Genomic DNA, 24933 nt, shown 5'->3' with positions numbered 1-24933 from the left:
GCTGTCGCGCGTTGTACGGTCGAGCGCCTGATGGCCGACCTCGGCCTCCAGGGCGTGATCCGCGGCAAACCAGTCCGCACAACGATGCAGGACAAGACCGCGGCTTGCCCGCAGGACCAACCGCCAATTCCATGCGCCGGCGCCCAATATGCTCTGGCTCTCCGACCTATGTGAGTACTTGGAGCGGGTTCATCTACGTCGCTTTTGTGATCGACGCCTACGCTCGTCGCATCGTCGGCTGGCGCGTCTCCCGAACGGCGCATGCAAGCTTCGTGCTCGACGCGCTGGAACAAGCGCTTCACGAACGGCGACCAGCACGTGGTGGCCTGGTGCACCATTCCGACAGGGGTTCGCAATACGTCAGTATTCGATACACCGAGCGCCTTACTGAGGCGGGCGTCGAGCCTTCCGTCGGCAGCGTCGGCGACAGCTACGACAATGCGCTCGCCGAAACGATCAATGGGCTCTACAAGGCTGAGGTCATCCACAGACGTGGACCTTGGCGGAGTTTCGAAGCCGTCGAGTTCGCGACGCTAACCTGGGTCGACTGGTTCAACAATCGCCGGCTGCTGGAGTCAATCGGCAACATCCCGCCGGCCGAAGCTGAGGAACGTTACTACGCTATGCTCAATGAGCAGAAACTGGCGGCGTGACTCAAACGAAATAGCCTCCGGCAAACCCGGGGCGGTTCAAAGCGGTTCGCGATCACGCTATCTTATTTTCGGGGGCCACTAACCTGAGGCGGTGAGATCGAGACTGTAGCTGCTGGGCGATGCTCACAGCATCCACCTTGTCCAAGGCCAGCATCAAATCTTGAATCAGCTCTCCCGTCCGAGTTTTTGGAACGCAATTGAGCTCATCGGCCAGCGCCTTCTCAATTTCCAAAAGCATCTTTTCATTATCCAGGATCGCCTTGATATCGAGGACTACCTTTGCGAGTATTTCGGCATTGCTGCTCATTTCCGTGTCTCCGCAATCGCCTCCCTTTCATGAACAACCAAGGCAATTGTCTGGGGTTCCTAGCGATGAAAGGTAGGAGGCCACTTCAGAGCGTCAGTCGTCGCCAAATCGGCCAGCAGGAACTCTCACCCGTAGTTGGGCTTATTTGGCCGGGCGGATTTCAGCGACCAGCGGGATAGTCACCGGGAAAAGCCGTGCGCGGGTGCGGCATCTGTTCGTCCCGCCAAAGACAGCAGTCTATAAAGAACCGTCACCATCTTTCGGCCGGTAGCAAACCATCGAGGCGAGTTCGCGCTTCATCGCACGAATGGTCTCCATCTCTAGGAAGAACTCGTGCTGTTCAGCGGCGAGCTGAGTGAGTGAAAGAGAAAGAACGGCCTGTCGGGCTCCAGTCGTGGAGCGGTGCTCATAGCGCTGTTCACGATTATCTACCTCCGTAATGCACTGGGATTGGCAAGGTTCAGGTCACGCGTTGTTGAAACAGGAGTGGTCAGAACGATAAACTACGGCGCGGACTCGAAGCATGACCTTCTGAGGGCCGCGAACGCGGTCCAACTCCGGGTTGGGTTGACCTATAGACAACTTGGCTGCTGCTGTTCCATGCACTTTCTTCGGGATTGAGCGCGGTTCGCGTCCGTATCTAATTCCGCGTTTCCTTGTCACTCAAATCCTTCTCGGCCTGGAGCCTGGTTCGGACGCTGCGGGAGTGATAACGTGATCTGTGCGCGACACCTCGGCAGAGGTTTGCGCGTGAGCTCCGTCCCTATTTCCAATCCGAGGACGGCGGCCGATAGCCCGACTGCTGCGGTATCCTTCACGACTTCTTCGATCTCGTTTCGCATGGTAGTGGCGCGCATTTCGATGGCCCGGCGTGGCCGGGCAGGTCTTTTATAAAGACCGAGCGAGGGCTTAGTTCCTGAAAAGCACCCCGCTCCGAAGCAGCAGAAAGCGGTCTCGGTTCACGGAACAATCTCAGGCCCGACCCAGCCCACTGGCCAATCGGAGACGCCACCCTTGCCCAGGAAACTCCAAGTGCGCTCGCCGCCGACATAGCCGGCGAAGCGGGCCGGCACCCTTTCGTTTTCCCAAAGTTCGGCGTTGGGGTCGAAGGTGCGTATGACCAAATAGAATGCTCCGGCTCGAAGTCTATGATCCGTCATCATCACCACCTGATCTTCGAAGGCTTCGCTGGTGCGCATTCCGAATAGGGCATGGCCCCGCGGTGCTCCCGGGGGCAAGAGGCGCAGGGGCCGTGCGGGGTCCTTGGGGGAGAGGGCCCCGTGCGTAATATGTACGCCGATCCATCTTTGTAAGCCCCTTCAACGAGCTTTGCCGCTGCAATCCCTCAAATGTGATGTCGCAAACTTCGGCCATGAAGGACGGCTCTACCCACGTCGCCTTCGGCTTCCTAACAGGCTTCGTGAGTCGTGACTTCGGGCTGACGACCGTATCGAGCTGCTTAGCGTATCCTGTAGGCGAGCTCGCCGCCTTCCTACCTTGCCGTGGTAGAGCGCGGCGACGCCCCGTGGGGTCCTTGACGAAACCGACGACTGGAACGCGCCGCGCTTCGCGGTATCTTGAGCCAGCCCTCGTTGCGGTAATCGTAGGCCGCGGTAAGGCTTTTCGAGACAGTGCCCTCCGAGTTGAGCTTCGCGGCGTGTGCGTACATCTCCTCGCCGTTGCCCGTCAGGTGCTCACTGTAGAACTCGGCGGTTTAGCCCAGTCGCCCGAACAGCTCCTTGAGATGCCGCTTGCGCTCAATCTGAGGAATAGCACAGGTCGTAGCCGTCGAGGTGGAGCAGGTCGCATGCGTAGTACTCGATGCGGCCTGTTTACTGCCCGCCAATTCTGCCCGAAGCTCAGAGAAGTTTGCGCGGCCGTCCTCGATGACGACCGCCTCGCCGTCAATGATGGTTGGGCCGGGAATATCGAGAGCGCGCGCAATCCCCGAGAAGCGCTTGGTCTAGTCGACGCCGTCGCGGGTAGAGACGGTCCTGCGGCCGCTGCTCGCCTGCAGCTGCACCCGGTAGCCGTCGTACTTTATCTCATTGAGCCACTGACCGCCCGGGGACGCCTTCGACTTAAGCGTGGCGAGCTGCGGCTTGATGAATCCTGGCATTCACGCAGGCTTCGCGCTTTCGGCCGGGATGCCGGGAGGCGTCGCACGCTTGGGCCACACGCGCTACTCAAAGAAAAAGCCCGCCGCGGCCATTAGCGCGGGCGGGCAAGGTCACGTCTAATCGCCGGGCGGACAATGCTCAGGCTGCCTCTCTGTTCCGATTATTTCGGCACCTGCAATTCGGGAGAGTCCGCCCATCTCTCAATGCGCGGACCTTTGCTTGTCTTATTCAAAAGCCGAATGGGTGACGCGGGAGCCTACGGTTTTTCCGGACGAAAGCATCACTCACGTGATGGACCTTACGACGCACGTGACACTTGCCGGTTACTCGGCAATAAGCTAGCCGGTATTGTCAGCATCGGTGACGTAGTCAATTATCGGCTGCAGGAGCTGGAACTTGAGACGAACGTCCGCCGTGATGCCTAGAACGAAGAGCAGCCGGGCTGTTGGTGTCGGTTACGTTGGTTGAGCGTCCAGCTTCTGTTTGAGTTCATCGATCAATTCTTGATCGTCGGTCTGAACGCGAAGATATCCGTTCCAAGTTATTGGACCGTATTTAGTGTGTTCGCTCGCGATCTGATTTTTCAACGACGGGAATAACTCCCTATGGCGAGGCGGAATGAGAAGGTTCATGTCGTATCTCCACGTATGAGAATGGTTCCTGATGTAGACAACTGAGATTGTTCTGCCAACTTCACGGGGCTGCGCAAACGGACGCCTCCAAGGAATTCTTTCGAGGACCGAACCTGGTCAGCTGGCGACCGCGATCCGCTTGTCAAAGCCATTCGGAAGTTCAATGTCAACTTCGAGGGTAGACACGGTTTCCCCTCTGTCCGTTCGGACAACCACCTTTTTCGGATCCAGCGCGACGTGTCGCGACACCACAGCGAGAATCTCGTCGCGCAAAACTTCAAGTATATCGGGCTGGCTGCGTAGCTCGCGCTCGTGGGCCAGGAGAATTTGCAATCTTTCCTTAGCAACCGGTGCAGAACCAGAGCGGCGGCGAATAAACTGGAGAAGGTTCAGACTCATGCTGCCCTCCGTCCAAGTAGCCGGTCCATAAAGCGTCTGCGTTGCTCAGTCGGCACCATCATAGCGATCGTCTCGCCGTTGAGGCGCCGGGCTGCGTCTGTGTAGGCCCGTGCAGGCATACTCGCAGCGTCATTCAACGTGACCGGAGAGCCGACGTTCGACGCTCGCAGGACATCTTGGCTTTCAGGAATAATCCCAAGAAGCGGAATCGCGAGGATCTCAAGAATGTCGTCGATGCTGAGCATTTCGCCGCGTGCCGCTCGCCCCATGTCATAGCGGGTGATCAAGACGTGCTTCTTCATCTGTTCGCCCGCCTCCGCTTTGACCGTCTTGGAATCAAGCATGCCGATGATGCGGTCGGCATCGCGAACAGACGAGACTTCAGGGTTGGTAATGACAATGGCTTCATCTGCGTAGCGCATCGCCAGCGTTGCACCACGTTCGATGCCGGCGGGACTGTCGCAAATCACCCAATCGAACTTCGTTCGCAAATCGGCTATAATGTCGCGAACGCCGTCGTCCGTCAGGGCATCCTTATCCCTCGTCTGCGACGCAGGAAGCAACCAGAGGCTTTCGAGTCGCTTGTCGCGGATGAGGGCTTGCGAGAGCTTTGCAACACCCTGCGCCACATTGACGAGGTCGAAGACAACACGGCGCTCCGCTCCCATGATAAGATCCAGGTTACGGAGACCGACGTCGAAATCGACGACGACGACTTTCTGTCCCTCCCGCGCAAGCGCTGCACCAAGCGCGGCCGTGGACGTGGTTTTGCCAACGCCCCCCTTGCCTGACGTTACCACCAAGACTTTGGCCATCATGGCCTCCTTTGTATGTTAATTGAGCGGCGTTATTCTTATGATGTCGCCGTCCAGCCACGCTTGCGCGGCTCGACGACGCATCGTTTCACCGATATCTTCTGCTGTCTGGTAGTAGCCGTCGATGGCAACAAGTTCTGCCTCGATCTTCTGGCAATAGATCCGCGCGGCCGAATTTCCGTTAATGCCGGCCATCGCCCGTCCTCGGAGCGTCCCGTAAACGTGGATGGAGCCTCCGGCGACGATCTCCGCGCCGGAGCCAACAGAGCCCAGCACAGTGATGTCGCCTTCGGTAAACACGATGCGCTGCCCTGATCGAACAGGACACTGGAGCAGCAGCGACGGCGACGGCGGCGGCTGGTCATCCACTTTCTTGGGCTCGACCTGCTGCTCGACCACACAACCACGTCCGCCGCTCAATACGGGCGGCAAGCCTGCATCCAACCCTGTGGGCTCCACGCCTTCGAGACCAAGAACGCGGATGCCGCGGCTTTCAAGGTTTGAAACCAAGTGCGCGATACCGTGCGAGCTCAGATCGACTGCGGAAAGATCGAGTACTATCGGACGTCCGGCGAAGAAGCCGGATGAACGGGCCAGGGTCGCGTCGATCTCCCCAAGCCAGTCCACGATCGGCATGAACGGCGAGAAGACAAACGCGATGTAAGACCGGCCACGGAGCCGCATCACCTGGCGTTGTGGCTCAACTTTTGAGTCCATGAATGACGGCTTTCCGTGCGTGAATGGTTTACCATTGTTTAATTTTTAGATTGAGCACCGTTGGTTAATGACCGGTTAACGAGCCACGGTTTGCTGGCACAATGTTAAGAAACTCCAAGTGGGAGGCTGTTGGTGGAATACTTGATGCGTTCAAGCAGCATGTCCTGGAATTCGATACAGGCGGTCACCTCCAGAGGCGGCGCCCGCCGTGCGGCTGGCATGTGGATTTTCGCTTTCTCTGCTGATGATGGTCGCAGGGCTTCCCTTATTTCGAAGTCCATCCTGTGCTATGGTCGAAGCCTCCAGCAGTTGGGTTGATCTTCATGGGCGATGGCAAGATCGACAAACCCGCCGCGCCAAAGCCTGCGACGCCGCCGGACCTGAGCGCCTTGGGACGGGTTAAGCAGCTACTGCAAGAGCTTCGCAAGGGACCGAAGGCCGACCCGGGCGTGGTGAAGTCGTTGGAGGCTCAGGTCGAGGCGCTGGACGTCGGCGAGCTCGTCCAGCTCGAGAAGGATTTGCCGAAGGCTCTGAGCAGGGACGAGGTCGCCCGGTACGGGATCGACCTGCGAAACCTGCTCCGCTTCGCGACCAAAAACAAATCGCAGTACAAAGCCGATCCAAAATTTATCATGCCCATCCCCGAGCGGACGAAGGGACTGTCGAAGACCGTCATCACGGACCTTGCAGATAAGGACAAGGCCCGTAAGCCCGGGGGTGCCCCCAGGGGCAAGGTGACCCTTAAGACGTTTGAGGACGGCGCCTTCGACCTGCTCTTCGATACCGCAGATAAGACCGACGATGTTTTTTGGCTACAGTTCAACTGGCGGATGCTGGAGGCTTACTATCCCGGCCAGACGCAGCCGCTCGCCTTCCAGCGTCGCAACACGCGCCCCGGGCGTGCTTATCTTTATACGACCAGGCGCGAGAGCCCGCGCTGGACCGTCGACGGTGGCGACAAGGCCGGCCCCTTCTACGAGGGCGAGACCACCGCCAAACGCACGAACACCTCGCTTCGGATCTTCGATCTGCCGACGCCGAACGAGAGTTTCGCTGACAAACTGTTCGACACAGCCAAGCCGCCTACGAACTGTGTCTCGACCTTCCATGCAGAAACTTATCTGGTGTGGCGGCGGAAGGTTCTCTATCGCGCGGATCTCGAGCTTAGCTGGAAGATTCCAGCGAAAGGAAAGGTTGAAAAGCCGGTGTGGAAAGCGCCAGTCGGCAGCAAGACGGCGCAGGTCCGTGCCGGCCCGCGTGCGGCCCTCGCATTGCAGTTTCCCGGGTGGGACTACTTCCCGGGCCCCAGGATCGACGAACCCGTGCCGATGGATGATCTGGAGCCGCTAGACCTAGTTGAAGTGAGGGCCTCAGCCTGGCCTAAGGCGCCGCTTGATCGGCTCAAGGAGGCGGCGAAGCTTGCGGAGGCCAATCTCATCGTCGACGTCGACGACAGTAACGGTTTCATCCACATTGCGGAAAATACCGTTGTCCCCGGCCTCGTCCTCGACTTAAAAATCTCGACGGGCGATGCGGCGGGCATCACCGGCTACGTCTCGCAGGGCGACAGCAAGCAGGTCCCGAGCCTCCCGCTCGAACGGATCAAACCTCCGCCCGGCGTCATCATGCAGATGGGGTCGTTGGCCTTCACCGACGCGCGCAAAGCCACCGATCGCGAGCGGGAGTTCACCCTGTCCGTGCTGCGCCATGAAATGGCGCACGCCGCCTCGAACCGGACCTCGATCGGCTGGCTCCTGGCTTGGCGTGATCAACTGACCAATCTCGATTTCCAGAAGTGGCTGGACTCGACGCTTAAACGCGGAAAAAGAAAGGGGTCGGAATATGAGCGGGCTCTCACATTCATCGGCACCCATGCCAACCACGCTACTGAGGCCTTCGCGCGCACGGAAGGCATTGTCACGTCCCTGCCGTTCCTCGGGCCCCTCATGGCGCTCAAAGATCTGGCCCAGGAAGCCAACTGGCCTGCCTACCTGTTCGAGCTACAGGGTCTGCTGAAGCAAATCCCGACGGTCGACACGTTTCTGAGCAAGGCGGTGCGGGTCGGCGTCGATGCCCGGCTGCAGTGGTGCCTTTGCAAGGTCCTCGACGATCCCCAGCGCGCGAACTTTAAGGCCTGGACGGACTTTCTCATCAACCTGGACAAGCTAACCCCTACGCCCGGCGCGGAGGCCGGTGCGGTCAAGTTGCTGAGCGCCGGCTTCAAAGCGCAGCGCAACTTCCTCGTGGCGCTGCGCAAGCTCGTCGACACCTGTCCAAAGCCGGCAAAACCCTAGCGCCGCCGGACCGGGGTCAGACGTTAGTCGGAGGCTCCCGGACGCGCAGGGTCTTGGGATCATACTCGATCTCGAGAGCCGCGATCTGGTCGGTTGGCAGGATCTCGGTCCATTGCGATATGATGCTCTGGGCCGTGGGGTCTCCGTCGAAACGGACGCCCCCCTTCAGCGGATAGAAACCGTTCTCGAACACGGCCTCGGTAGGCAAGCTGCCGGCGAAGTGGGAGCTTATGCTGGCCGGGTCCCCGTCGGGGTCAATGGGCGTACGCGAGTTCGCATCGAACTCTTGGATCTTGTCAATGAGGCGCTCGAGGGCCTCGCGCACCGTCGCCGGCGCGGGGGGTTCGCCGGGACTTCCCTCAGGCGGCGCGTACGCCGCGTCCAGTCCGTCGGCACCTTCAACGTGAGCCTGCTGCAGCCAGTTCAAAGCTTCTTTCTCCTTGCCGATGCGGATGGGGATGACCGCCTTCACCCAAGGGGAGTTCAAGAAGGCGTTTCGAAGGTCGTCGCCGTCGAGCTGCAGCAACCAGCCCAGCGATGACCCGAGCCGAGCGGGGTGGCTGTCTTCGGTGATGAAGTAGTTGTCGCGATTGAGCTCGCGCGCCCCGCCCCAATGGGCATCCGCCTCGACGGGCATGCCCTTGACGCGTCTTGGGTTGGCGGACACTGGACTAGCCCCGCGGACCCAGCGGCTGACCCGCCGGGCCATCGTGGCGGATACTCCCGCGATCTCCCCGAAATCGACGCGCGGGCCCGCGTCGCTTCCCTCTCCGGGCGCATCACCGAGGAATTGCGAACTGTGGTGCAGCCGCGGAGCCCACCATTCAGGGGCCACGAAGTAGAGCATACGGTCGACGTCGAAGATAGATCGCACCAGTTCCGACGTCACGTGTTTCGAGGCTGTCGTACCGACGCTCATCAGCTGCGCCAGCAGGGCACGGTAGACGACCGTCCGTTCCTCCTCGCGCAGGTCTTCCGAGGGTCTCGGAATGATCCCGCTGGCAAACTTGATCCTCTCGCGGGCGGCCTCGTAGAAAGCCTCCTTGAACCGCCGCGCCTTCTCCGCGGAATAGTCGGCGAGGCGCTTGCTGTACTCCTCGGCCAGGGCGTCACGGATCGCCTTGCCGGGGGACCAGTGCAGCGTCATCTTTAGGGGGATCTGGTTCTTGCCGGCCCAGTTCACATAGTCCAGGTGGACCGTGAACGTCGCGGCGCTTGAGCCTTCGGCGGACTGCAGGTCCTGCACAGAGAGCTGCGCGTCCAGGCCCTGCGGCTCCAGGTCGACGGCGATCAGGGTGAAGCCGGGCTGGGGGAAGAGGACGCTTTGCGCGAAGTTGGGCTCGATGTGCTCGACCGCGTCGAAGATCCCACTGTCGTTGGTCTCGGTCCCGTCGGTGTATTCATTGTCCGTGTCGTCCGTGTCGATCCCTACGAATGGGATCGTGAGGTTCACCTCTTGCGGCTGCGAGGTCGGAACCTGCGGTGCTTCGGGCTGCGGCAGGTCGCCCAGTTCGGGGGGCTTGCCGATATGTACAAGCTGGGAGATGCCGAGATCGCGTCCTGCATCGTCGACGAAGGTATGCCAGCAAAGAGCCACGCCGATATCCTGCACCTGCACGCCGACTTTGCGCATTTTCCGCCGCAGTTCGTAATTCAGGAGCTTGGTGGTCGTATTAGAGATCACATAGCGCTTGCTGGTCGTGTCGGTAACCTCGGTAGTGGTTCGAAATGAGGTCTTGAAGTTCCGCTTGATCTCGCTCGAAAGTTTTTCGCTCTGCTCGCGCATTTGCTGGTGCGTGGTCTCACGCGCCGTCTCCTTCGAGTTTTCGATGGAGAGGTCGGCGCTGGCGCTTGCCGAATAGACCGCCGCCGAATAGGAGGCGGTGGCGGTGAAGCCAAACTTCACGCTGCTGCGATTGTCCTCTTTCACCGCGTCTGCGATGTCGTCGCGCGTCGTGATCTCAGTTTCCGAACGGGTGATGGTCGCTGTCGACTGCTCGAAGGCCCGTTCGGTCAATGTCCGGCGCGTCGAGATCTCGATTAGCTCGACGGTTCCGCCGGGGGACAACCAAACGTGCTCGACCGGGGGGCCAAGGAAGGAATCGAATTCGAAGAAATATTGCCGGTAGAGATGGATAACCCCAACCGGCGACAGGATAGCGTCGTAGTTGTTCTCACCGAAACTCAGCAGCGGATCCTCACGCTGGGCCGCGGCGATCGAAGCGCTTTTCGAGGCGACATAGAAGAGCGACGTCAGCGCCGGCGGGTCTGTCTGGGCAAGGTGCAGCAGATAGCCCGCGACCTTGCTCTCGATGCCGAACAGCACTTCCAGGAGATCCGCGGTTCGCCCGCGGGGAGCGGCGGCCTCGAACGCGGCGACGTATGGCGCTAGGACCTCGTCATCGCGCAGTTTCTGGGCGTCGCCAACGACGTTTCGGAAGCGCTCCATCAGCTTCAGAACGTGGTCGCGGTTGACGATCCGGGTCCAATCTCGCGGCGGTTCGGTGGTCAACTCCGCGGCGATCATTCGGGCGATGCCGCTGTCAATCGCGGGGGCGATAGCGCGGCTTGTCGCGTGACCGGTTTCGACCGGATCGAAGTGCTCGACGTCGAACATGTCGTCGAGCGCCGCGAGGCGGTCGGTGGACCGCTCAAGCCGCGAAATGCGCACGGGAGCCTTGGCGCTTGACAGGAACCTCTCGGCCAGGCGCTCACGGAACTGCGCGCGACCCCGCTCGAAGCGCTGCAGGGTGATGCGTGATTTCCACCCCAGCAACGGCTGGTAAATCCCGAAGACCTCGCTCGCGTAGGGAAGTGCGCCCTTGTACTGGTCGAAGGATTGCATCGAACCCACCTCCTGATTTTGAAATAGATCAAGCGACGCTGAGTCTATTTTGCTCAGTGTGAAGCCTTGGCGCCGCGTGAGCGGCCCGAAATGCCTCCAACAGAAATAAAATTTAAGGTGCGAGCGTCCGAGCGACCCGAAAACCAAGATACCTGAGCCGATAGTCGGAGGTGAACCAATAACGGCTCGCCGAGCGGAGGAAGGCAGGAGCGAGGAGAAAGGATCCGCCGCGCACGACACGATGATAACAATCGCCGCCCCCAAGCCAAGCAGAACCATCCGTCGGCGCGCCGTTGTATGTGTCGTGGTAGCAATCCTCCGTCCACTCCCGGACATTGCCAACCATGTCGTAGAGACCAAACCCGTTCGGCGCAAACGATCCGACCGGCGCGGTTTGCTTGGCATCCCATTGACTGCCACAGGAGTGGCAGTTGGCGTTGGTCGTGCCCACGGTGTCGCCCCAAGGATAGACCGTCTGTGTCCCAGCGCGCATCGCATACTCGTATTCGGACCCTGAGAGCAGCCGATACGACTTGCGGGTCTTCTTCGATAACCACGTGACGTAAGCTTGGGCATCGTCCCAGGAAACGTTGATCACCGGGCGGCGGCCACGGCCCCAGCCTTCATCGGAGGGCTCGTAGCCGTTGCAGCCCCCTTCGGCGACGCAGGCATCCCATTCGTCGAAGGTCACCTCAGACCGGCCAACCGCAAACGGTCGAGCAATCGTGACCGGATGTTGCGGGCCTTCCTCGGCGGAATGCCCCGGCTCGCTTGTCGGGGAGCCCATTTCGAAGCTTCCGGCCGGCACCACCACCATCTCCGGGCAATTCGCACAATCCTTAAACACGTCCTTCGCCTTCAGCGGCTGCTCCTGCATCGACGGTTGCGCCACCTCCTGAGTGGACGCCGGCGTCACAGGGGCGATGATTGCGGCACTAAGCACGCATAGCCTAATTACCGATGTCAGTCCTGGCGCCGCGCGCCACCAAGAGCCGATGGGTTCCGGGAGCTCAGTGATGGAGGACATGACATACATCCGTCAGAGGGCACGAGGCTGATTGAGAACAGAGAATAGCAAGGTCATGAGCTTCGGCCGTTTAGAGGCGTCATTCGCCGTGAGCATCGATCGGTCACGCGCCGCTTGCCGTTAGAATCTGCCGAGCGCTAGTCGATTGTTCAAGGAGCGGTTTTGTATCCCTGAAGCCCACCCGCGAAAACACGATGTAGAATGCGGCGACGTTCATGAGCGCCCAGATCGCAAAGCCGACGGTGTATTCGCCCATAAGTTGCTTGCTCGTGGCCAGGATCATCGTCATGGCAAAGCCACAGGCCGCGCCGGCGGCTTTGGCGAGCCCGCTGACCGCACCGACGTGCACAAAGTACATTGGAATCAGCTTGATGACGGCCGCAGCGGCGGCACCAGACATCAGCGCAAGCCCATACATGGCAAACAACTGGATGGGCAGCGAGATCTGCAAGGTCATGAGCACGGCCAGAATGACCATAATCCCGAACAACCATCCCAAGATGCGAAATGGATCCGAACGATCGGCCAGCCAGCCGCCCAGAGGCCGGGTAGCCGCGACACAGACCACCAATGGCGGAGTATACACCATGGACGCCCGGATGGCATCCACATGCCATTCGTCAAGCAGATAGATCGACATGGCCGACGCGAAAAAGGTGAGGGTGCCAAACGAGACCCAGTAAAGGTACGTCACCAGCCACACCACCGCGCCTGAACGGTACACGGCGAAGATTTCACGCAACGACGTTTTCTTGAGTTTCCTGTTTGGAGGATCGGACGTAAAGAACCAATAGACCAGAGCCATCAAAAATGTAGCACCAGCGAAGATCGGGAATATCAGGCGCCAGCGATCCGGGCCGCTCAGAACACCGGTAATCAGGAAAGTGACGGTCACCATGCCGACGGTGATTCCGACATTGCCCATACCAAAGATACCGAGGGCTGTACCCTGCTTCGATTTGGGGTACCAAGACGATACATGAGTGTTGCCGACAACGAAGCTTGCGCCTCCCAGTCCGAGCAGGGTCCCCACGATCAGAAAGGTGTAATAGCCCTGGGCAAAGTACCCGAAAAGAAGAGGAAGGGTGAGAGCCAGAAGCAGAAGGGTGAACACGCTCCGACCGCCAAACTTGTCACTCAAGATGCCGAGCGGAATGCTGACCGCCGCCGCGAAAAAAGGCTCCATCGCTGTCAGGACAAGTACCTGGGTCGCGCTGAAATCGTACCACTTGATTAAAAAAGGGGCGAGCGCGGCAAACATTCCCCAAACCGCGAAACCGAGCGCAAATGCCAGGGACGAAATCCACAAAACCCGGGAGTTGCCCGAGGGCTGGAGCGTCACATCAGCCGCGATAACCGGATTTTTCACGACATCTCCCAACAATGAGACAGCGCTTGCAGGAGTATCAAGCTCCACGTCCGGCCACACATTCTGACTAACAAGTTACGCTCCCCTGCGAGTGAAAAGCGGCCTTGAACTATCTTGCAGAGTATCGCCGGGCGACCTTCGCGTCTATCCATTTCCGAAGGGCAACGATCGATCTAACGTTTATTCATTACACCAGCGATTTCTCACAATTCCTGTCCGTAACGCCCAATCCGATTTCCGGCTGCTGCGGGCCAAAGCGGATCCGCCGTCCCGCTGGATCCACGCCTATATCAACCACAGCGATGCACGATCGAGTCCGCGCCCCTTCCATGACTGTCAGTCCAAAGCTTTGTGGCGATTTCCAGCGGATCAATCGACATCGATGCCCACCACGATTCCTCGCGGCCGGTTTGGTGATTTTCGCGATGGTGGGTGCGGCATAAGGGGACGACAAATTCGTCGCTCGATTTGCGCCCCATGGCGCGTGATTGCGCGAAGCGGAGATGATGCGCGTCGGACGGCGCCCGACCGCAAATCAGGCACGGCTGGGACGCAACGAACCGGAGGTGCTGCTTGTCGCGCTTGCGACGAGGCTCGCCAAAGGTCAATACGCTCTTGTCGATTTTTGCGGGTGTTCCCATCGTTGGCGCGTTTGAGGCAGCTTGTGGCCGCAAGTCCAGCTCGCTGGAAAGGACAGCGGTTTTGGCCCGTCGGCGGCGACGCTTGGGTGCGACGACAGGGGCAATGACGGTTTTGTCGCCTGCATTGGGGGCAGAATTGGAGCGCGTCTGGACCAAGTCGAAGGCTGCCATTCTCATGCTGAACGCCGCCTCGATTTGTTTGGCATCCTCGGGAGGAAGACTATTTTTAGCTTTCAGAATGCTGGCGGCGCGCGCTTGCAGTTGTTCCAGGGTGGGAATCCCCTTGATTTCGGCGAGAAGGCCCATTCGGGTTTCTTCGACGTTTGCGATGCTGTTTACCGAAGATTCGGAAGATCGGCGGGAAGGTTCATTTGATGGACTGGCCGGGGATTGCTGGACATCCGCCGCGTTTTGCCTGGGGATTGAACTCCGGACCATCGAGATCATCGTCACCGGCAATGCCGACCAACGTGAATAAGGCGTAGCGCCGTGCGTATGTGAGTGCAGCTCCCATGCGCCGTGGTGCCGAAATCTCCGAGAGCCGGCAAATCGGCCAGTTCGAGGATATCCATTCACCGGAGGTGTGGATCAATAAGGTGGTGAGATTGACGAGACCGTTGGTCGCGTCGATCTCTGTGGTTTGGGTGACCGCAATCTGCTGTCCGCCTAGCGCTTTCCGGATAATTTCCAGACCCCCGGACAAAGGTGCGTAGCGGAAATTCTTCGGGCTTTCGTGACTATTGGCGGGATAAACCGAGCCCAGCATGATTTTGCCGGGTTCGAGAGTTCGATCTGCGCTTTTGCCAACGCTGTCGCGATCGCTGCGACGTTTTCACTGGATCGGCGCATACGACCCCTTCCGCTCAAGAAGGTCAAAGGTGACAGCGCCGGATTTTGAACGTTTGGCTCGGATGCCATGGCCCATGGCCTCTTTGGCATCTATATGGCCCCTTTGGCCACCAATCGGCATGAGTGCAAGACATCTCTCATCGAGTTCTTTGGAACCAATGTACGAAGACCCGGTTGCTCTCTTTCAAACCGTGAGGGAACCGAAGCAATGAACAACATCGTCTACATCGTGGGCCTGGTGGTTATTGTCATAGCCGTATTGTCCTTCTTTGGTCTCCGATGATTCCAGCGAGGGATTGTTGATCCGAAGAGCTGGGGTGGCCAGACTGCCTATGATGCCAAGAACGTAAGCCGTTGGTAACGAGGACATTCCCCGGGTGAGGTCTAACTAGCCGCACAGCCTTGTTCGCAGTAAAGCTTGGCAGACAACCTCCAGGTCTCTAAGCTGATAGGAATTGACTCTCTATTGGCGTTGCCAGCTTAAACGGAGGTAGGTCCATGCTCCGGGACGAGCAAATCGCTCTGCTTAAAGTTGTTAGCGCATCCATAGCTTTCGATGACCGGCAAGCCGCTGTAGATGAACTGGTTATTGAGGGCTATCTAGTGAAAGACGGCGACCTCTACGAACTGACAGCCAAGGGTCAGATGGAGGTGGAAGCTCACGCCGCATTACAAGTTCCGGGCCGCTAGATTCAGGGCAATCGAAACTCTGACGCATTCCGCTCCTTGGGATTGCAGTCACACTTCTGGCTTAAAAGCCGACGCGCCATGGCGTTCAACACTGATGATCTCGACCTTGTCTCAAGACGTGAGAAATTTAGATCGGTCTTGGCTGGCTGAAACTCCCGGATTGCCTCGTATCGCCAAATCATCTGGAATAGTGGATGATCTGCGGACCTTCGAAACCATGCCGCCGGCCACGCCCACTCCCATTACGTAAATCCAGCCCTCGACGTAGTCGGAGAGGTGTGAATTGAACAGGGAGTCAAAGATGTTCTGGCTGACCACGATGATTCCGAGCCAGGAGATCCAGCGCATTTCCGTGAATATCAAGCAATGAGCGATCCACATTGCATAGAGCAGGATCACCCCGATCACACCCCACTCAATCGCGAAATAGAGCGTCTGGTTGTGCGGGTTGGCGACAATTCGCTCGCCAGTCACAGCTTTTCCGATAGCCTCACGCTCGAACAGGAGCCGGATTGATCCCGTGCCATGCCCGGCCAGCGGAGCGCTGCGGATGAATTTGAGCGCTTTGGTCCAATACTCGAGGCGAAGTCCAACGGACGTCGGCTCACTGTTACGCAACGAATAATCCTGTTGGATGCTGACAACGCGCTGCCGTAGGTTGGGCGAAAGAAACCAGGTGAGCGCCGCGACCACGGCAATGGTCAGATTGAGGGCGATCGCACGGCGCCAACCGATATATTTTAAAGTCGAAATCAGCAAGAGCACAGGAAGCGAGACGAGAGATGTCCGCGACGAGACGACAAACGCCATGTTGAGCAGGAATGCGAGACCGAGCACCACGAAGCCTAGCGCGGCATAGCGTCGGTGTTTGCGCCACATGACGATCGCTAACGCGGCGCTACCGAAAATGCAAAGCACAAACTCCACGCCCTGCGTGATCCAGTTCTTGACGGGAACGCCAGGTATTTTGTCGGGAGCCAAGATGATTTGTGGTTCGAACCAGCTACACCACGACAGAAAAAGCAGAACGGTGCATGATGCCAGGAGCGCAAAAAAAACGGTGAGTCCTTTCCCAAAGCGCTCGAACTGATGCATCAGGAGTGGAATGGCGAGCAACTTAACCATCGATCCGGCTGCGTGGGTCCTGTCGGCCCATGCGGCATCTGCCCACAGCATTCCGACCGCCGCAAGGCAGAATAGCGCGACGGGCAGCCAGCATGCGGGCCGCCGAAGTTGTGCCCAGAACTGCTGTGCTTCGATCACGGTCGTAAGCGTGATCAACCAAAGTACCGTTAACACGCCAAAGATCGTGGTAGACCATGGCAGCGAGAGCGCCATCAGGATGACGAAGTGATCCGCCAATCGGCACCTGCGTGACGCGCTTGTGCAAGTACTTTTGAGGCGACTAAAATTCATCGTTTGCTTATCGTCGGCGGAATTGTAGAGTCGCCTGACGTGCTGAACTACTTTGCACAAAATAGATCGTGACGTTCGCTTCGTCCAGCGCAATGGCTGGGTTTGCGCGAATAACGGCCGACATTGATGCTCGCGCAACCTGTGACGTTGCGGACTGGCGCCATCGTTCCGTCCGTCGGTGTGAACACCGGCGCCGGCACAATCAAGCGTTCGCGGGCCAGATGAACCGGGAACGGTTTGCGGACGGCCGTTAGCGCGTTAATGACGCAACGGTGAGCCGATCTCGCGTTGAACATCGTTTCGCCCGGGTTATCGCCATCCGGCACCTAGGCTAGGGCTCAGGGACTCATTGATCAGAGCGAGAAGATGACTGCTGCCGCGATGCAGATTGCAGACATGAAAGGTATGGGCGTGGATGCACGGCCAGTTCCTTGAGCTTGCTGAACGTATTTTTGATCTTGTGCCGTTCGCGATAGAGAATGCGATCATATTCGATCGGCTTTGCGCGGTTGGACTTCGACAGGATGCCGGCCGTGATACCTGGACCGCGAGCGCCTGCCGGAGCCAGTCGAGGTATTCAATTCTATTGATTGTAGTCAAGGCCCTTTCCTAAATTATCTCGGTAACCGATCACCCTGGCGGGGCGATCAGTTTCATCCATTGAAGGCGAAGTTACGAGGTTAAGCGTAGTTGGTCCTGCCCCAGAATACTTAAATCTGTGTCCAAAACTGATGAACTTGCTTTCGACAAATCTCAACAGCCAGCAGAATAAGATCGTTGTAGAAAACGCGAGCGCCAGCGAACCAGCATCCTCCCAGCTACTCCATTGCTCAGGGCGATCTCGGTATTTGAAGTATCCCATTATAATGATGGGATGGAATAGATATGCCGAATACGAGATTGTGCCAAAGAATAGCAATGTGCGGCTTCTTAATACGGACGCTCCTGCGTGGTCCTTGTAGAGAAGCGTGACTAACAGGATTCCACCGAAAAGGACGGCAAGATATAGGTGACCGAATACGTACATGGTCAACTTAATATTGGTGTTTATGCCGTAAATGAGCGGCGCGATGAGAATCGAGAGTGCTACTATGCATTTCAAAATGGTGGCCCGCCTTGCCGCAAGGCTATGCAGAAGCTCCTTGTCTCTGCAGACTGTGGCCACGAAGCCCCCGATGCAGAGGGCATCTAATCGAAAAAATGTGTTCACGTATGGCGCGAAATTTGCCGTTGGGTCCGCTAATGACAATATCGCGCGACTGACTGCTGAAAGACCGGCAATTGACAGAAGAACCGCGCGCAATCTTTCACATGGCGTGAACAACAGAACAATCGGAAACATCAGGTAGAATTGTTCTTCGATGGCTACGGACCAGGTTACACTGATTGCTGGCGGACCCCAATCGTTCGCGAATGACATGAACCAATTCTGAAGAAACAGAAAGAATGACCAGAACGGGACCGTCTGCGTATCCCTGATTCCTAAAGGCAACTCTGACTGGGCGATCCAGAACAATGCCATCAAAAGTAAATATGGCGGTAGTATCCTGCAGGCGCGCCTCACGTAGAAAACGTGAAACAAGTTCCGACTCTGCCTTTGGTCGATGAGAATCCCGATGATCAGGAAGCCAGACAGGACAAAGAATAAATCGACGCCGGTCCGACCAAAGATCAAAATAGAAGAGATGTGCTGAGCGATGGGCGCTGAGTTAGATAGCGCCGTCTGGCCTGCAAAGTGCCAGAACAAGACCATGCTGACCGCTATACCGCGCAATCCATCCAGCTCGATTATTCGATCGTTCGACCTCACTCGAAATCTTTCAATCCAACAATGCCGAAGCTGGCGAGCATTCCTAACTTGCCGGGTTCACGAAAACAACCTCCTCCACCGTAAGCCGCTCAAGATGGGCTTTGGTTCCATAACATCGGAGAATCCCCCTTGTGGCCGGCGGTCCCTTGCGCATGGGCGCAACGGCTGACCGTGAAACAGCTTCAAATGCGATTTCGCTGGGGTAGCCCCCAGATAAGTTGCGACCGCAGCCTCACGACCGAACGGTGAAATCTTCATACTAAGGAGAGCCGCTGTCGTCAGCGAGTAATGGCGCAAGCACTTCAACACAATCCGACTCCTCTCTCTCAGAGCTACCGGCCGCCGACATTGCAGGATCTGGATCGGAGCGCGCCTATCCCGTAGTCTCTATCCCACTAGGGTGGGGACCCATAAATGATTTCTTCGGCGCTGATTTGTGATTCATGGTCTCCGATAGGAGGCCCTTATGAGTCACGACTGCTTTATGGCCAACGAAGGATCAGTGACGCTTCTGCCCAACGGTACGCGCGGCGGCCAGGGGTCGATGATCGGCGGGTTATCAGTGGCATCGTCCAGGTGCTGGAGTTCCGGTGGGGCGTTGGATCGATGCGCCGGAGGGCGCTATGGTCCGCGCAAGACACTCTACAATCGCTTCGTTCGCTAGGCTGTGAAGGGCGAATGGATAATTTATTCCACGCACTCGCAATGGTCGGCGGACCTCTTGGGCAGGGCCTGATCGATAGCTCCGCCGTGAAGACGAAGAAGACGCTCGGCAAGACGATGCAAGAGTTGACCGACGAGGTGAGCAGAGAGAGCTTGGGGAGAAGAAAAATGGGTGGTGGATCCATTAGGTATGCCTCGCCCGGATGGAATGACATTACTTGGTGCGTGAGAGATTGCCTTTTTTGTCCTAGGGCCGGGCTCTTAACCAACAGCTGGCGGTTGCGGCGATGCAGACGGCAGCCATGAAGTTGACGGCAAGGCGGTCATGGCGGATGCGATACTGCGAAAGTCTTTGAGACGGCAGAATCTACACTCGATGGCATTGCGTCGCGGGAGAGCACGAGCGAGAAGCAGTTTCCATTTGCGATTGGCCTTGGTGGGATGTTCGGCATCGTGCCGCGTTGCTTGACCCGCCGGCGGATTGCCTCGGCGTCATGGTCCTTTGTCGGCCTGCAGGATTTCGCATTCGGGAAGATGGTTGAGCAGTGCCGCGCCGGCGGTGTAGTCAGCGATCTGGCCGCCTGGAGCATTAAAGCCAGATGGCAACATCGACCGTTGGTCAGCGCGTAAATTTCCGTCGTGCGCGCGCTGCGCTATCGGTCGATGGTCTGATTTTTGTTCCGCCTTTCCTCCAGCCGCCGAGCGATGCGCTTTCACAGTTGGAACTGTCGATCAGGACTTGTGTGGGTCGGTCGCCCGCCTGTGCGAGCGCGTGGAATAAGTCCGTTCACACATTTCCGCCATCGGACGACCGGTTGTAGAGCGTCTTCCTTGGACCGTATTCGGGAGGTGCTTCCACCCAGATTCCACCTGACTTAACACGTGTACGATGCCGCTGGTCTCCGATCATCAACACGCGGCTTACCGCATCGGTAAGCCCCGCCCAATCTCGAAAACCGCTTCCGTCTGCCAGACCTGATCCCCACTCATCATGCTCGTCTTCGTGAGTCGGGAATCACAACACGTCGGCCACGCTAACGCTTTATGGGTCCCGACCGCAGTTCACAATATCCGTCAGGTCAAAGACACCCGATAGTTCTTTTCGGTTCACCTAATTGTGCTATATTCGACGAATGCATGATACGGAGGATCGCTGTATACGGAGGACCGCTGTGCGTGATGTGATACGGAACAAGCTGGCGTGATACCTCATTCAAGCCAACCCATTTTTCCAACGCGGCGCGCGTTTATAGGGGCGGGCGTAATTACTGTTACCGTTGGGCTACTGTCATATCGTCCGACTCCGGATCCGCCTTGGAAGGTTGTTTCAACTGCAGCCTCTTGGTCGCCGCGCGATGGGGCTGGGCTGCTCGTCCACAATAATCGTCTCTGGATATTAGGGGGATCAGCCCCGAATGGAATTGTCGATCTCGGCGACAGTTGGAGCGCGAGCGATGGTATAGATTGGGAAAAGGAGACAGATCGATCTTCTTGGACGCCATCATCACAAGCGATGACTGTCGTCTTCGCGGGGCGAATGTGGCGGATGGGTGGGTTTGTAGAAAGGGAAAACAAATTCTATCCCATCAATGAGATCTGGTCGTCCGCTGATGGTCGAAGTTGGACATTAGCTGCTGCCAATCCTGGCTGGCAAGCCAGGGGCGGTGGAACACTCGTGGTATTCAATGAAAAACTATGGCTGCTTGGAGGTACATCGCAATATCGACATAAGGATGATGAAGCGTTGTTCAACGACGTTTGGTCAACAGAAAATGGCGTCGATTGGACCAACGTCAGCCCGCACGCGACGTGGACGCCGCGCGCCTTTCATACGGCCCTTACGCACAGCGGTCGACTTTGGGTATTAGGCGGTGGATATTGGTCGGGAAAGCCTGCGCTCTATAGCGATGTATGGTCCACTCTTGATGGAATACAATGGAAACAACATACGGACCGAGCCAATTGGCAGGGGCGTATATGGGCGACAGCTGTATCTTATGCAGGGATGCTCTGGATTATGGGAGGGTTTGTAGGTTCTCCCCGTGGCGGCGCAAATGACGTTTGGTATTCTCGTAACGGTCGCAGCTGGCTCCCCTATCTCGCTTCACAGCCATCGTGGGTGCCTCGGCTAGCGCAATCTGCCATCGTGTTCGACGATAAGCTTTGGATTGTTGCGGGATCAAATGGCGAATATTACAATGACGTTTGGTTCCTTGACGTCGTGGCGTGGTCGGGAGACTCGGTATTCAATAAGATCCTAAAATCGATTTTCCAGCCCGTAGAATCCATGCGCTCTTTTTTTTCGTAAGATGCCTTCTCATGGCGGGATCCAGCGGAGGCTCGTGACTATCTGAGTTGGCATTTTAGGCCGTCGCTTTGCGTGGTTTGAGAGGAACCTCAGTTCAGTTGACACCCCTATAAGATTGCGGCCTGCCGGTCGAACTAGGGTCTTAAATGTCCGACCGTTGCATTGTCCCAGACGTTGCCCTGCCGGCTCATCGGACAGACAACACCGTAATTGGTCGACTGTATTGGCTGCCGCTATCAGCCCCGGACGATTGCGTCGATCAGGTCTGATCGCGCGCCAGCACCGGCGACCGACTTGATCTGCGCGGAAGTGATGCTCGTCTTGCCACCTTGGAGCATGGCAAAACGGCCTCAACAGCGAGCAAATGCATTGATGGTCCGTTGAAGTGGGTTTACGCGGTGTCTCTGCGACAGTAGGTTCCGACGCAAATGGCGCTGGGAACAGAAAATCAGAAGCTTGCGGGACTACAAATCGCCCGCGGACTAGCTGCGCTTGGCATCGTCTATTTTCACTCTTGGGTATCTATCATGAGATACCCGGAAGGGACGGGTCATCCCATCTCTGCCCTCCAACATTGGGGCTTTTTGGGAGTTAATTTTTTCTTCGCCCTCAGTGGTTTTGTCATATCTCTGGTTGTCTCAAAGCCAGAGTTTTCAGCACGCTCCTTTTTCATAAAGCGTTTATTCCGGCTTTTCCCGATCTATTGGGTCATTCTTTGGCTTTTCGTCTCAATTGGGCACTCCACTCGTGGTCCAGTTGAAAGCGAAACCTGGGGCTATCTTTTATATTCAGCAGCATTGCTCCCGACTACATCGATGCCCTATTTGGATGTAGCGTGGTCGTTGCAACACGAAGTCCTTTTCTACATTGCCGCGGTTTTGATAGTTCCCATTCTCGGACTACGAGGACTGGCGGTCACGCTAGCAATTTCGGCTATTGCCGCTTTTTACTTTGACATTCCCGAGCACAGCCTCCCAGTCTCGCGATACCACGCCGATTTTCTGGCCGGCGTGCTCGCTTTTATGTGGCGGCAACAACTGGAGAGGTATCCCAAGCTCCCATTTCTAGTAGCCGGCATTTGTCTAACTGCTATTGCAATTGAGACAAGGGAATTTGGAATATTCCCTTTCGCTTCATTCGCCATCATTTATTGGTCTGCGACCGTCAATACTAAGCGAACCAGAATCAGCAAACCATTCATTGCGCTAGGTGACGCCTCATATTCTCTCTATTTGATTCACCCCGCCATTTTTCTGCTGGCTCACCGCGACTTCAACTCGATGTCGCTTTGGGCTCAAGAGCCCATCCGATGGGGCAGCATCGCATTTTGTGTTTTCCTTTCCTACGTCTCGTGGCGCTTCTTTGAGATTCCCTGCATCGCGCTTGGCGATAGACTCTCTCGTCTGAACAAGCTTCATCCGATCAGGTCTTCAACTGATCAGTCATTAGAGACGTAGCAGATAGATCTGGCTATGCGGACATTCCGCGCGCTTATGCCTGGCAGCGTCAATCCGCGTGGTCAACTTCGCCACGCGGACCGCTTCCGGCCAGCCGTTGACCACGGGCGTGACTAGGTCCGACCGCGCGCCGGAACCTGGGATCACCTTGATCTGTGCGGCGATAAGCTCATCGCTCCGCCTCGCGACCTAACAGAGGTTAACCATTCCTAAGACCTTTTGTTGGTAATGTTTCCCCTGACTCGGAGGACCAGATGGGCGCCGGCGGGCTTTCTATCTATGTAATATTCTTGGCGGCGATCGTGTTCGCCTATCCGAGACAGAAGTGGTGGATAGGTGCCGTCTTATTCGTTTTTGCTGTAGGTTTCGCCTACATCGAAGCATCGGCCGCAGTGGCCGCGGCACAGTGATGGTATTGTGCGGGAGCTATGGGACTGATTTTAAGCAGAGAACGCAGCGTCGATCCGGACTGCCCGTATAAGGTGGAGCTGCCCCGTTTTGTGGTCCAGATGTCAGGCAATTTCTCGAGCTGTTTGAGTTTGTCGTGCGAATTCGTTCGGCGTCAAGTTGCCGAGCGAGGTGTGGGGCCGATCATTGTTCTAGTGGCACCTCCATTCCTCGATCCGTTCGATAGCGTCGGCCATCGACAGGAACCATGAGGCATTCAGGCACTCCGCCCGGACGCGACCGTTGAAGGCCTCGCAAAACGCATTGTCCGTTGGCTTTCCGGGTCTCGAGAAGTCGATCTCGACGCCATTGTGATAGGCCCATTGGTCGAGCATCTTGCCGGCGTTGTCGCAGCGATTGGCTTGCCGCGCTCCCTTGCCAGCCGCTCAAGAACCTCAACGACCTGGAAGGCCCTGAAGTTCGTTCTCGGAACGATCGCAAGTGATTCTCGGGTGTGGCAATCGACAACGGTCAAAAGTCGGAACGGGCGACCGTTGAACAACGCATCCGACATGAAGTCCATCGCCCAGCAGTGGTTCACGGCGGCGATCTTCGGCCGATCGGAACGATAGCGCCAGGCCCGTTTGCGCTTCGGCGTTTTTGTCCTGATCGACAGGCCTTCTTCGCGATACAGCCGGTAAGTGCGTTTGTGGTTCAAGCGATAGCCCTCGCGCAGCAGCAGGACGTGGAGACGCCGATAACCGTAACGCACCCGGCTGGCTGCCAGGTGACCTGAGACCCTAGTCTCCTCCAGCTTGAGGGAGAGTCCTGGGTTTCATTGCTCCGAGACCATTCTTTGGACCGCCGGAGGCTAGAGTTTCCGGCTTTGTCATGACGGCGAGCTGGGATCGCTGTCACGATTATGCAACGTAATCGGGGGTCTATTCCCGATCGCCCCATGCGGGCGTTGTTCGTTGTAGTATCTGCGCCAATCCTCCAATTTTGATCGTGCGTCGTCAAGGGTCAGGAACCAATGAGTGTTCAGACACTCTGCGCGGAAGCGTCTATTGAAGGCTTCGATGAACGCATTGTCAGTCGGTTTGCCAGGCCGACTGAAGTCGAGCGTGACACCATTGGAATAGGCCCACAGATCCAGATCGCGCGAGATGAACTCGGAGCCTTGATCGACGCGGATGGTCTTCGGATAACCAACTGCCGCGCAGGTGTGCTCCAGCGTTTGAACGACATTCTCGGCGCGGTAGCTGAAGCGCGGATCAAGCACCGGCGAGTACCGTGAGAATAAGTCGACAACGGTGAGCACACGAATCTTATTTCCCGTGGCGAGCTGATCGTGCACAAAGTCCATCGCCCAGGTCTCGTTGGGATGCGTGGCATCTCTGCGATCGTCGCGCAGCTTCGCCCTGACCCGTCGCTTCGGCGTTTTGTTGCGCAATTGCAGGCCTAACTCGCGATAAATCCGTCGCGTCTTCTTCTGGTTGATTAGCCAGCCTTCGCGACGCAGCAGCACATGCAC

The 24933-nt window shown here is 57.5% G+C and carries 18 protein-coding genes and 5 pseudogenes; 7 read left to right on the top strand and 16 right to left on the bottom strand.

Going from position 1 to position 24933, the window contains the following annotated elements:
- Nucleotides 1–653 (top strand): annotated as a pseudogene (locus tag GGQ85_RS18285) (IS3 family transposase); the annotation flags it as partial.
- Between the two features lie 52 nt (nt 654–705).
- On the opposite strand, the gene GGQ85_RS18280 reads toward GGQ85_RS18285, so the two are convergent.
- The 6 genes from GGQ85_RS18280 to minC form a co-directional block, all read right to left on the bottom strand.
- The gene (locus GGQ85_RS18280) at nt 706–960 is read right to left on the bottom strand and encodes a hypothetical protein (RefSeq protein WP_309775737.1); all 255 of its coding nucleotides are present in this window, start codon (nt 958–960) and stop codon (nt 706–708) included.
- Between the two features lie 959 nt (nt 961–1919).
- A complete protein-coding gene (locus GGQ85_RS18275) occupies nt 1920–2084 on the bottom strand; it encodes a hypothetical protein (RefSeq protein ID WP_309775736.1) in 165 nt (54 codons plus the stop codon).
- Nucleotides 2085–2923: 839 nt separating this feature from the next.
- Nucleotides 2924–3079, bottom strand: a complete 156-nt coding sequence (locus GGQ85_RS18270; protein WP_309775735.1) for a hypothetical protein — start codon at nt 3077–3079, stop codon at nt 2924–2926.
- A gap of 750 nt (nt 3080–3829) precedes the next feature.
- Nucleotides 3830–4111: a cell division topological specificity factor MinE gene (gene minE / locus GGQ85_RS18265; protein WP_309775734.1), complete on the bottom strand. Its 282-nt coding sequence runs from the start codon at nt 4109–4111 to the stop codon at nt 3830–3832.
- Nucleotides 4108–4926 (bottom strand): septum site-determining protein MinD, encoded by an 819-nt coding sequence (minD, locus tag GGQ85_RS18260; protein WP_309775733.1) that lies wholly within the window; start codon nt 4924–4926, stop codon nt 4108–4110. Before minD ends, minE begins: the two co-directional genes overlap by 4 nt.
- 18 nt (nt 4927–4944) lie before the next feature.
- Entirely contained in the window at nt 4945–5643 is a 699-nt protein-coding gene (gene minC / locus GGQ85_RS18255) for a septum site-determining protein MinC (protein WP_309775732.1), read from the bottom strand.
- 323 nt (nt 5644–5966) lie between these two features.
- Between minC and GGQ85_RS18250 the strand changes: the two genes are divergently transcribed.
- The gene (locus tag GGQ85_RS18250) at nt 5967–7937 is read left to right on the top strand and encodes a hypothetical protein (protein WP_309775731.1); all 1971 of its coding nucleotides are present in this window, start codon (nt 5967–5969) and stop codon (nt 7935–7937) included.
- A 16-nt stretch (nt 7938–7953) separates the two neighbouring features.
- On the opposite strand, the gene GGQ85_RS18245 is transcribed toward GGQ85_RS18250, so the two are convergent.
- The 5 genes from GGQ85_RS18245 to GGQ85_RS18225 form a co-directional block, all read right to left on the bottom strand.
- Nucleotides 7954–10782 (bottom strand): hypothetical protein, encoded by a 2829-nt coding sequence (locus GGQ85_RS18245; RefSeq protein WP_309775730.1) that lies wholly within the window; start codon nt 10780–10782, stop codon nt 7954–7956.
- Between the two features lie 112 nt (nt 10783–10894).
- Entirely contained in the window at nt 10895–11809 is a 915-nt protein-coding gene (locus GGQ85_RS18240; RefSeq protein ID WP_309775729.1) for a formylglycine-generating enzyme family protein, read from the bottom strand.
- 103 nt (nt 11810–11912) lie between these two features.
- Nucleotides 11913–13151 (bottom strand): MFS transporter, encoded by a 1239-nt coding sequence (locus GGQ85_RS18235; RefSeq protein ID WP_309775738.1) that lies wholly within the window; start codon nt 13149–13151, stop codon nt 11913–11915.
- 317 nt (nt 13152–13468) lie between these two features.
- Nucleotides 13469–14125 carry a DUF968 domain-containing protein gene (locus GGQ85_RS18230; RefSeq protein WP_309775728.1) on the bottom strand — a complete coding sequence of 219 codons (657 nt, stop codon included), beginning with the start codon at nt 14123–14125 and terminating at the stop codon, nt 13469–13471.
- A 61-nt stretch (nt 14126–14186) separates the two neighbouring features.
- Nucleotides 14187–14585 carry an ERF family protein gene (locus tag GGQ85_RS18225; protein WP_309775727.1) on the bottom strand — a complete coding sequence of 133 codons (399 nt, stop codon included), beginning with the start codon at nt 14583–14585 and terminating at the stop codon, nt 14187–14189.
- A 581-nt stretch (nt 14586–15166) separates the two neighbouring features.
- Here GGQ85_RS18225 and GGQ85_RS18215 point away from each other — a divergent pair.
- Nucleotides 15167–15358: a hypothetical protein gene (locus tag GGQ85_RS18215; protein WP_309775726.1), complete on the top strand. Its 192-nt coding sequence runs from the start codon at nt 15167–15169 to the stop codon at nt 15356–15358.
- 111 nt (nt 15359–15469) lie between these two features.
- On the opposite strand, the gene GGQ85_RS18210 is transcribed toward GGQ85_RS18215, so the two are convergent.
- Both GGQ85_RS18210 and GGQ85_RS18205 read right to left on the bottom strand, forming a co-directional pair.
- Nucleotides 15470–16720 carry an O-antigen ligase family protein gene (locus GGQ85_RS18210; RefSeq protein ID WP_309775725.1) on the bottom strand — a complete coding sequence of 417 codons (1251 nt, stop codon included), beginning with the start codon at nt 16718–16720 and terminating at the stop codon, nt 15470–15472.
- A gap of 637 nt (nt 16721–17357) precedes the next feature.
- Nucleotides 17358–18584 carry an acyltransferase family protein gene (locus GGQ85_RS18205; protein WP_309775724.1) on the bottom strand — a complete coding sequence of 409 codons (1227 nt, stop codon included), beginning with the start codon at nt 18582–18584 and terminating at the stop codon, nt 17358–17360.
- 466 nt (nt 18585–19050) lie between these two features.
- Here GGQ85_RS18205 and GGQ85_RS18200 point away from each other — a divergent pair.
- A pseudogene (locus GGQ85_RS18200) lies at nt 19051–19344 on the top strand (transposase); the annotation flags it as partial.
- A 150-nt stretch (nt 19345–19494) separates the two neighbouring features.
- On the opposite strand, the pseudogene GGQ85_RS18195 reads toward GGQ85_RS18200, so the two are convergent.
- Nucleotides 19495–20173, bottom strand: a pseudogene (locus GGQ85_RS18195) (IS5 family transposase); the annotation flags it as partial.
- A 620-nt stretch (nt 20174–20793) separates the two neighbouring features.
- Between GGQ85_RS18195 and GGQ85_RS18190 the strand changes: the two are divergent.
- The 3 genes from GGQ85_RS18190 to GGQ85_RS18180 all read left to right on the top strand — a co-directional run bounded on the left by GGQ85_RS18190 (nt 20794) and on the right by GGQ85_RS18180 (nt 23422).
- On the top strand, nt 20794–21555 hold the full coding sequence (locus GGQ85_RS18190) for a Kelch repeat-containing protein (RefSeq protein WP_309775723.1): 762 nt from the start codon (nt 20794–20796) through the stop codon (nt 21553–21555).
- 428 nt (nt 21556–21983) lie between these two features.
- A complete protein-coding gene (locus GGQ85_RS18185) occupies nt 21984–23012 on the top strand; it encodes an acyltransferase family protein (RefSeq protein WP_309775722.1) in 1029 nt (342 codons plus the stop codon).
- Between the two features lie 254 nt (nt 23013–23266).
- A complete protein-coding gene (locus GGQ85_RS18180; RefSeq protein ID WP_309775721.1) occupies nt 23267–23422 on the top strand; it encodes a hypothetical protein in 156 nt (51 codons plus the stop codon).
- 102 nt (nt 23423–23524) lie between these two features.
- On the opposite strand, the pseudogene GGQ85_RS18175 reads toward GGQ85_RS18180, so the two are convergent.
- Nucleotides 23525–24186 (bottom strand): annotated as a pseudogene (locus GGQ85_RS18175) (IS3 family transposase); the annotation flags it as partial.
- Between the two features lie 102 nt (nt 24187–24288).
- A pseudogene (locus GGQ85_RS18170) lies at nt 24289–24933 on the bottom strand (IS3-like element ISNisp3 family transposase); the annotation flags it as partial.

The sequence above is a fragment of the Nitrobacter vulgaris genome (assembly GCF_031453995.1).
In the GTDB taxonomy this organism is placed as follows: Bacteria; Pseudomonadota; Alphaproteobacteria; order Rhizobiales; family Xanthobacteraceae; genus Nitrobacter; species Nitrobacter vulgaris.
Note: the sequence above shows the minus strand (reverse complement) of the source record. Positions and strands in the feature narration are given on the sequence as shown.

Bases quoted from the DNA above. Each gene is read 5' to 3' on its own strand.
- GGQ85_RS18280 (WP_309775737.1), bottom strand. From the start codon at position 960: ATGAGCAGCAATGCCGAAATACTCGCAAAGGTAGTCCTCGATATCAAG.
- GGQ85_RS18270 (WP_309775735.1), bottom strand. From the start codon at position 3,079: ATGCCAGGATTCATCAAGCCGCAGCTCGCCACGCTTAAGTCGAAGGCG.
- minE (WP_309775734.1), bottom strand. From the start codon at position 4,111: ATGAGTCTGAACCTTCTCCAGTTTATTCGCCGCCGCTCTGGTTCTGCA.
- minD (WP_309775733.1), bottom strand. From the start codon at position 4,926: ATGGCCAAAGTCTTGGTGGTAACGTCAGGCAAGGGGGGCGTTGGCAAA.
- minC (WP_309775732.1), bottom strand. From the start codon at position 5,643: ATGGACTCAAAAGTTGAGCCACAACGCCAGGTGATGCGGCTCCGTGGC.
- GGQ85_RS18250 (WP_309775731.1), top strand. From the start codon at position 5,967: ATGGGCGATGGCAAGATCGACAAACCCGCCGCGCCAAAGCCTGCGACG.
- GGQ85_RS18245 (WP_309775730.1), bottom strand. From the start codon at position 10,782: ATGCAATCCTTCGACCAGTACAAGGGCGCACTTCCCTACGCGAGCGAG.
- GGQ85_RS18240 (WP_309775729.1), bottom strand. From the start codon at position 11,809: ATGTCCTCCATCACTGAGCTCCCGGAACCCATCGGCTCTTGGTGGCGC.
- GGQ85_RS18230 (WP_309775728.1), bottom strand. From the start codon at position 14,125: ATGGGCCTTCTCGCCGAAATCAAGGGGATTCCCACCCTGGAACAACTG.
- GGQ85_RS18225 (WP_309775727.1), bottom strand. From the start codon at position 14,585: ATGCTGGGCTCGGTTTATCCCGCCAATAGTCACGAAAGCCCGAAGAAT.
- GGQ85_RS18215 (WP_309775726.1), top strand. From the start codon at position 15,167: ATGCTCCGGGACGAGCAAATCGCTCTGCTTAAAGTTGTTAGCGCATCC.
- GGQ85_RS18190 (WP_309775723.1), top strand. From the start codon at position 20,794: ATGGGTGGGTTTGTAGAAAGGGAAAACAAATTCTATCCCATCAATGAG.
- GGQ85_RS18185 (WP_309775722.1), top strand. From the start codon at position 21,984: ATGGCGCTGGGAACAGAAAATCAGAAGCTTGCGGGACTACAAATCGCC.
- GGQ85_RS18180 (WP_309775721.1), top strand. From the start codon at position 23,267: ATGGGCGCCGGCGGGCTTTCTATCTATGTAATATTCTTGGCGGCGATC.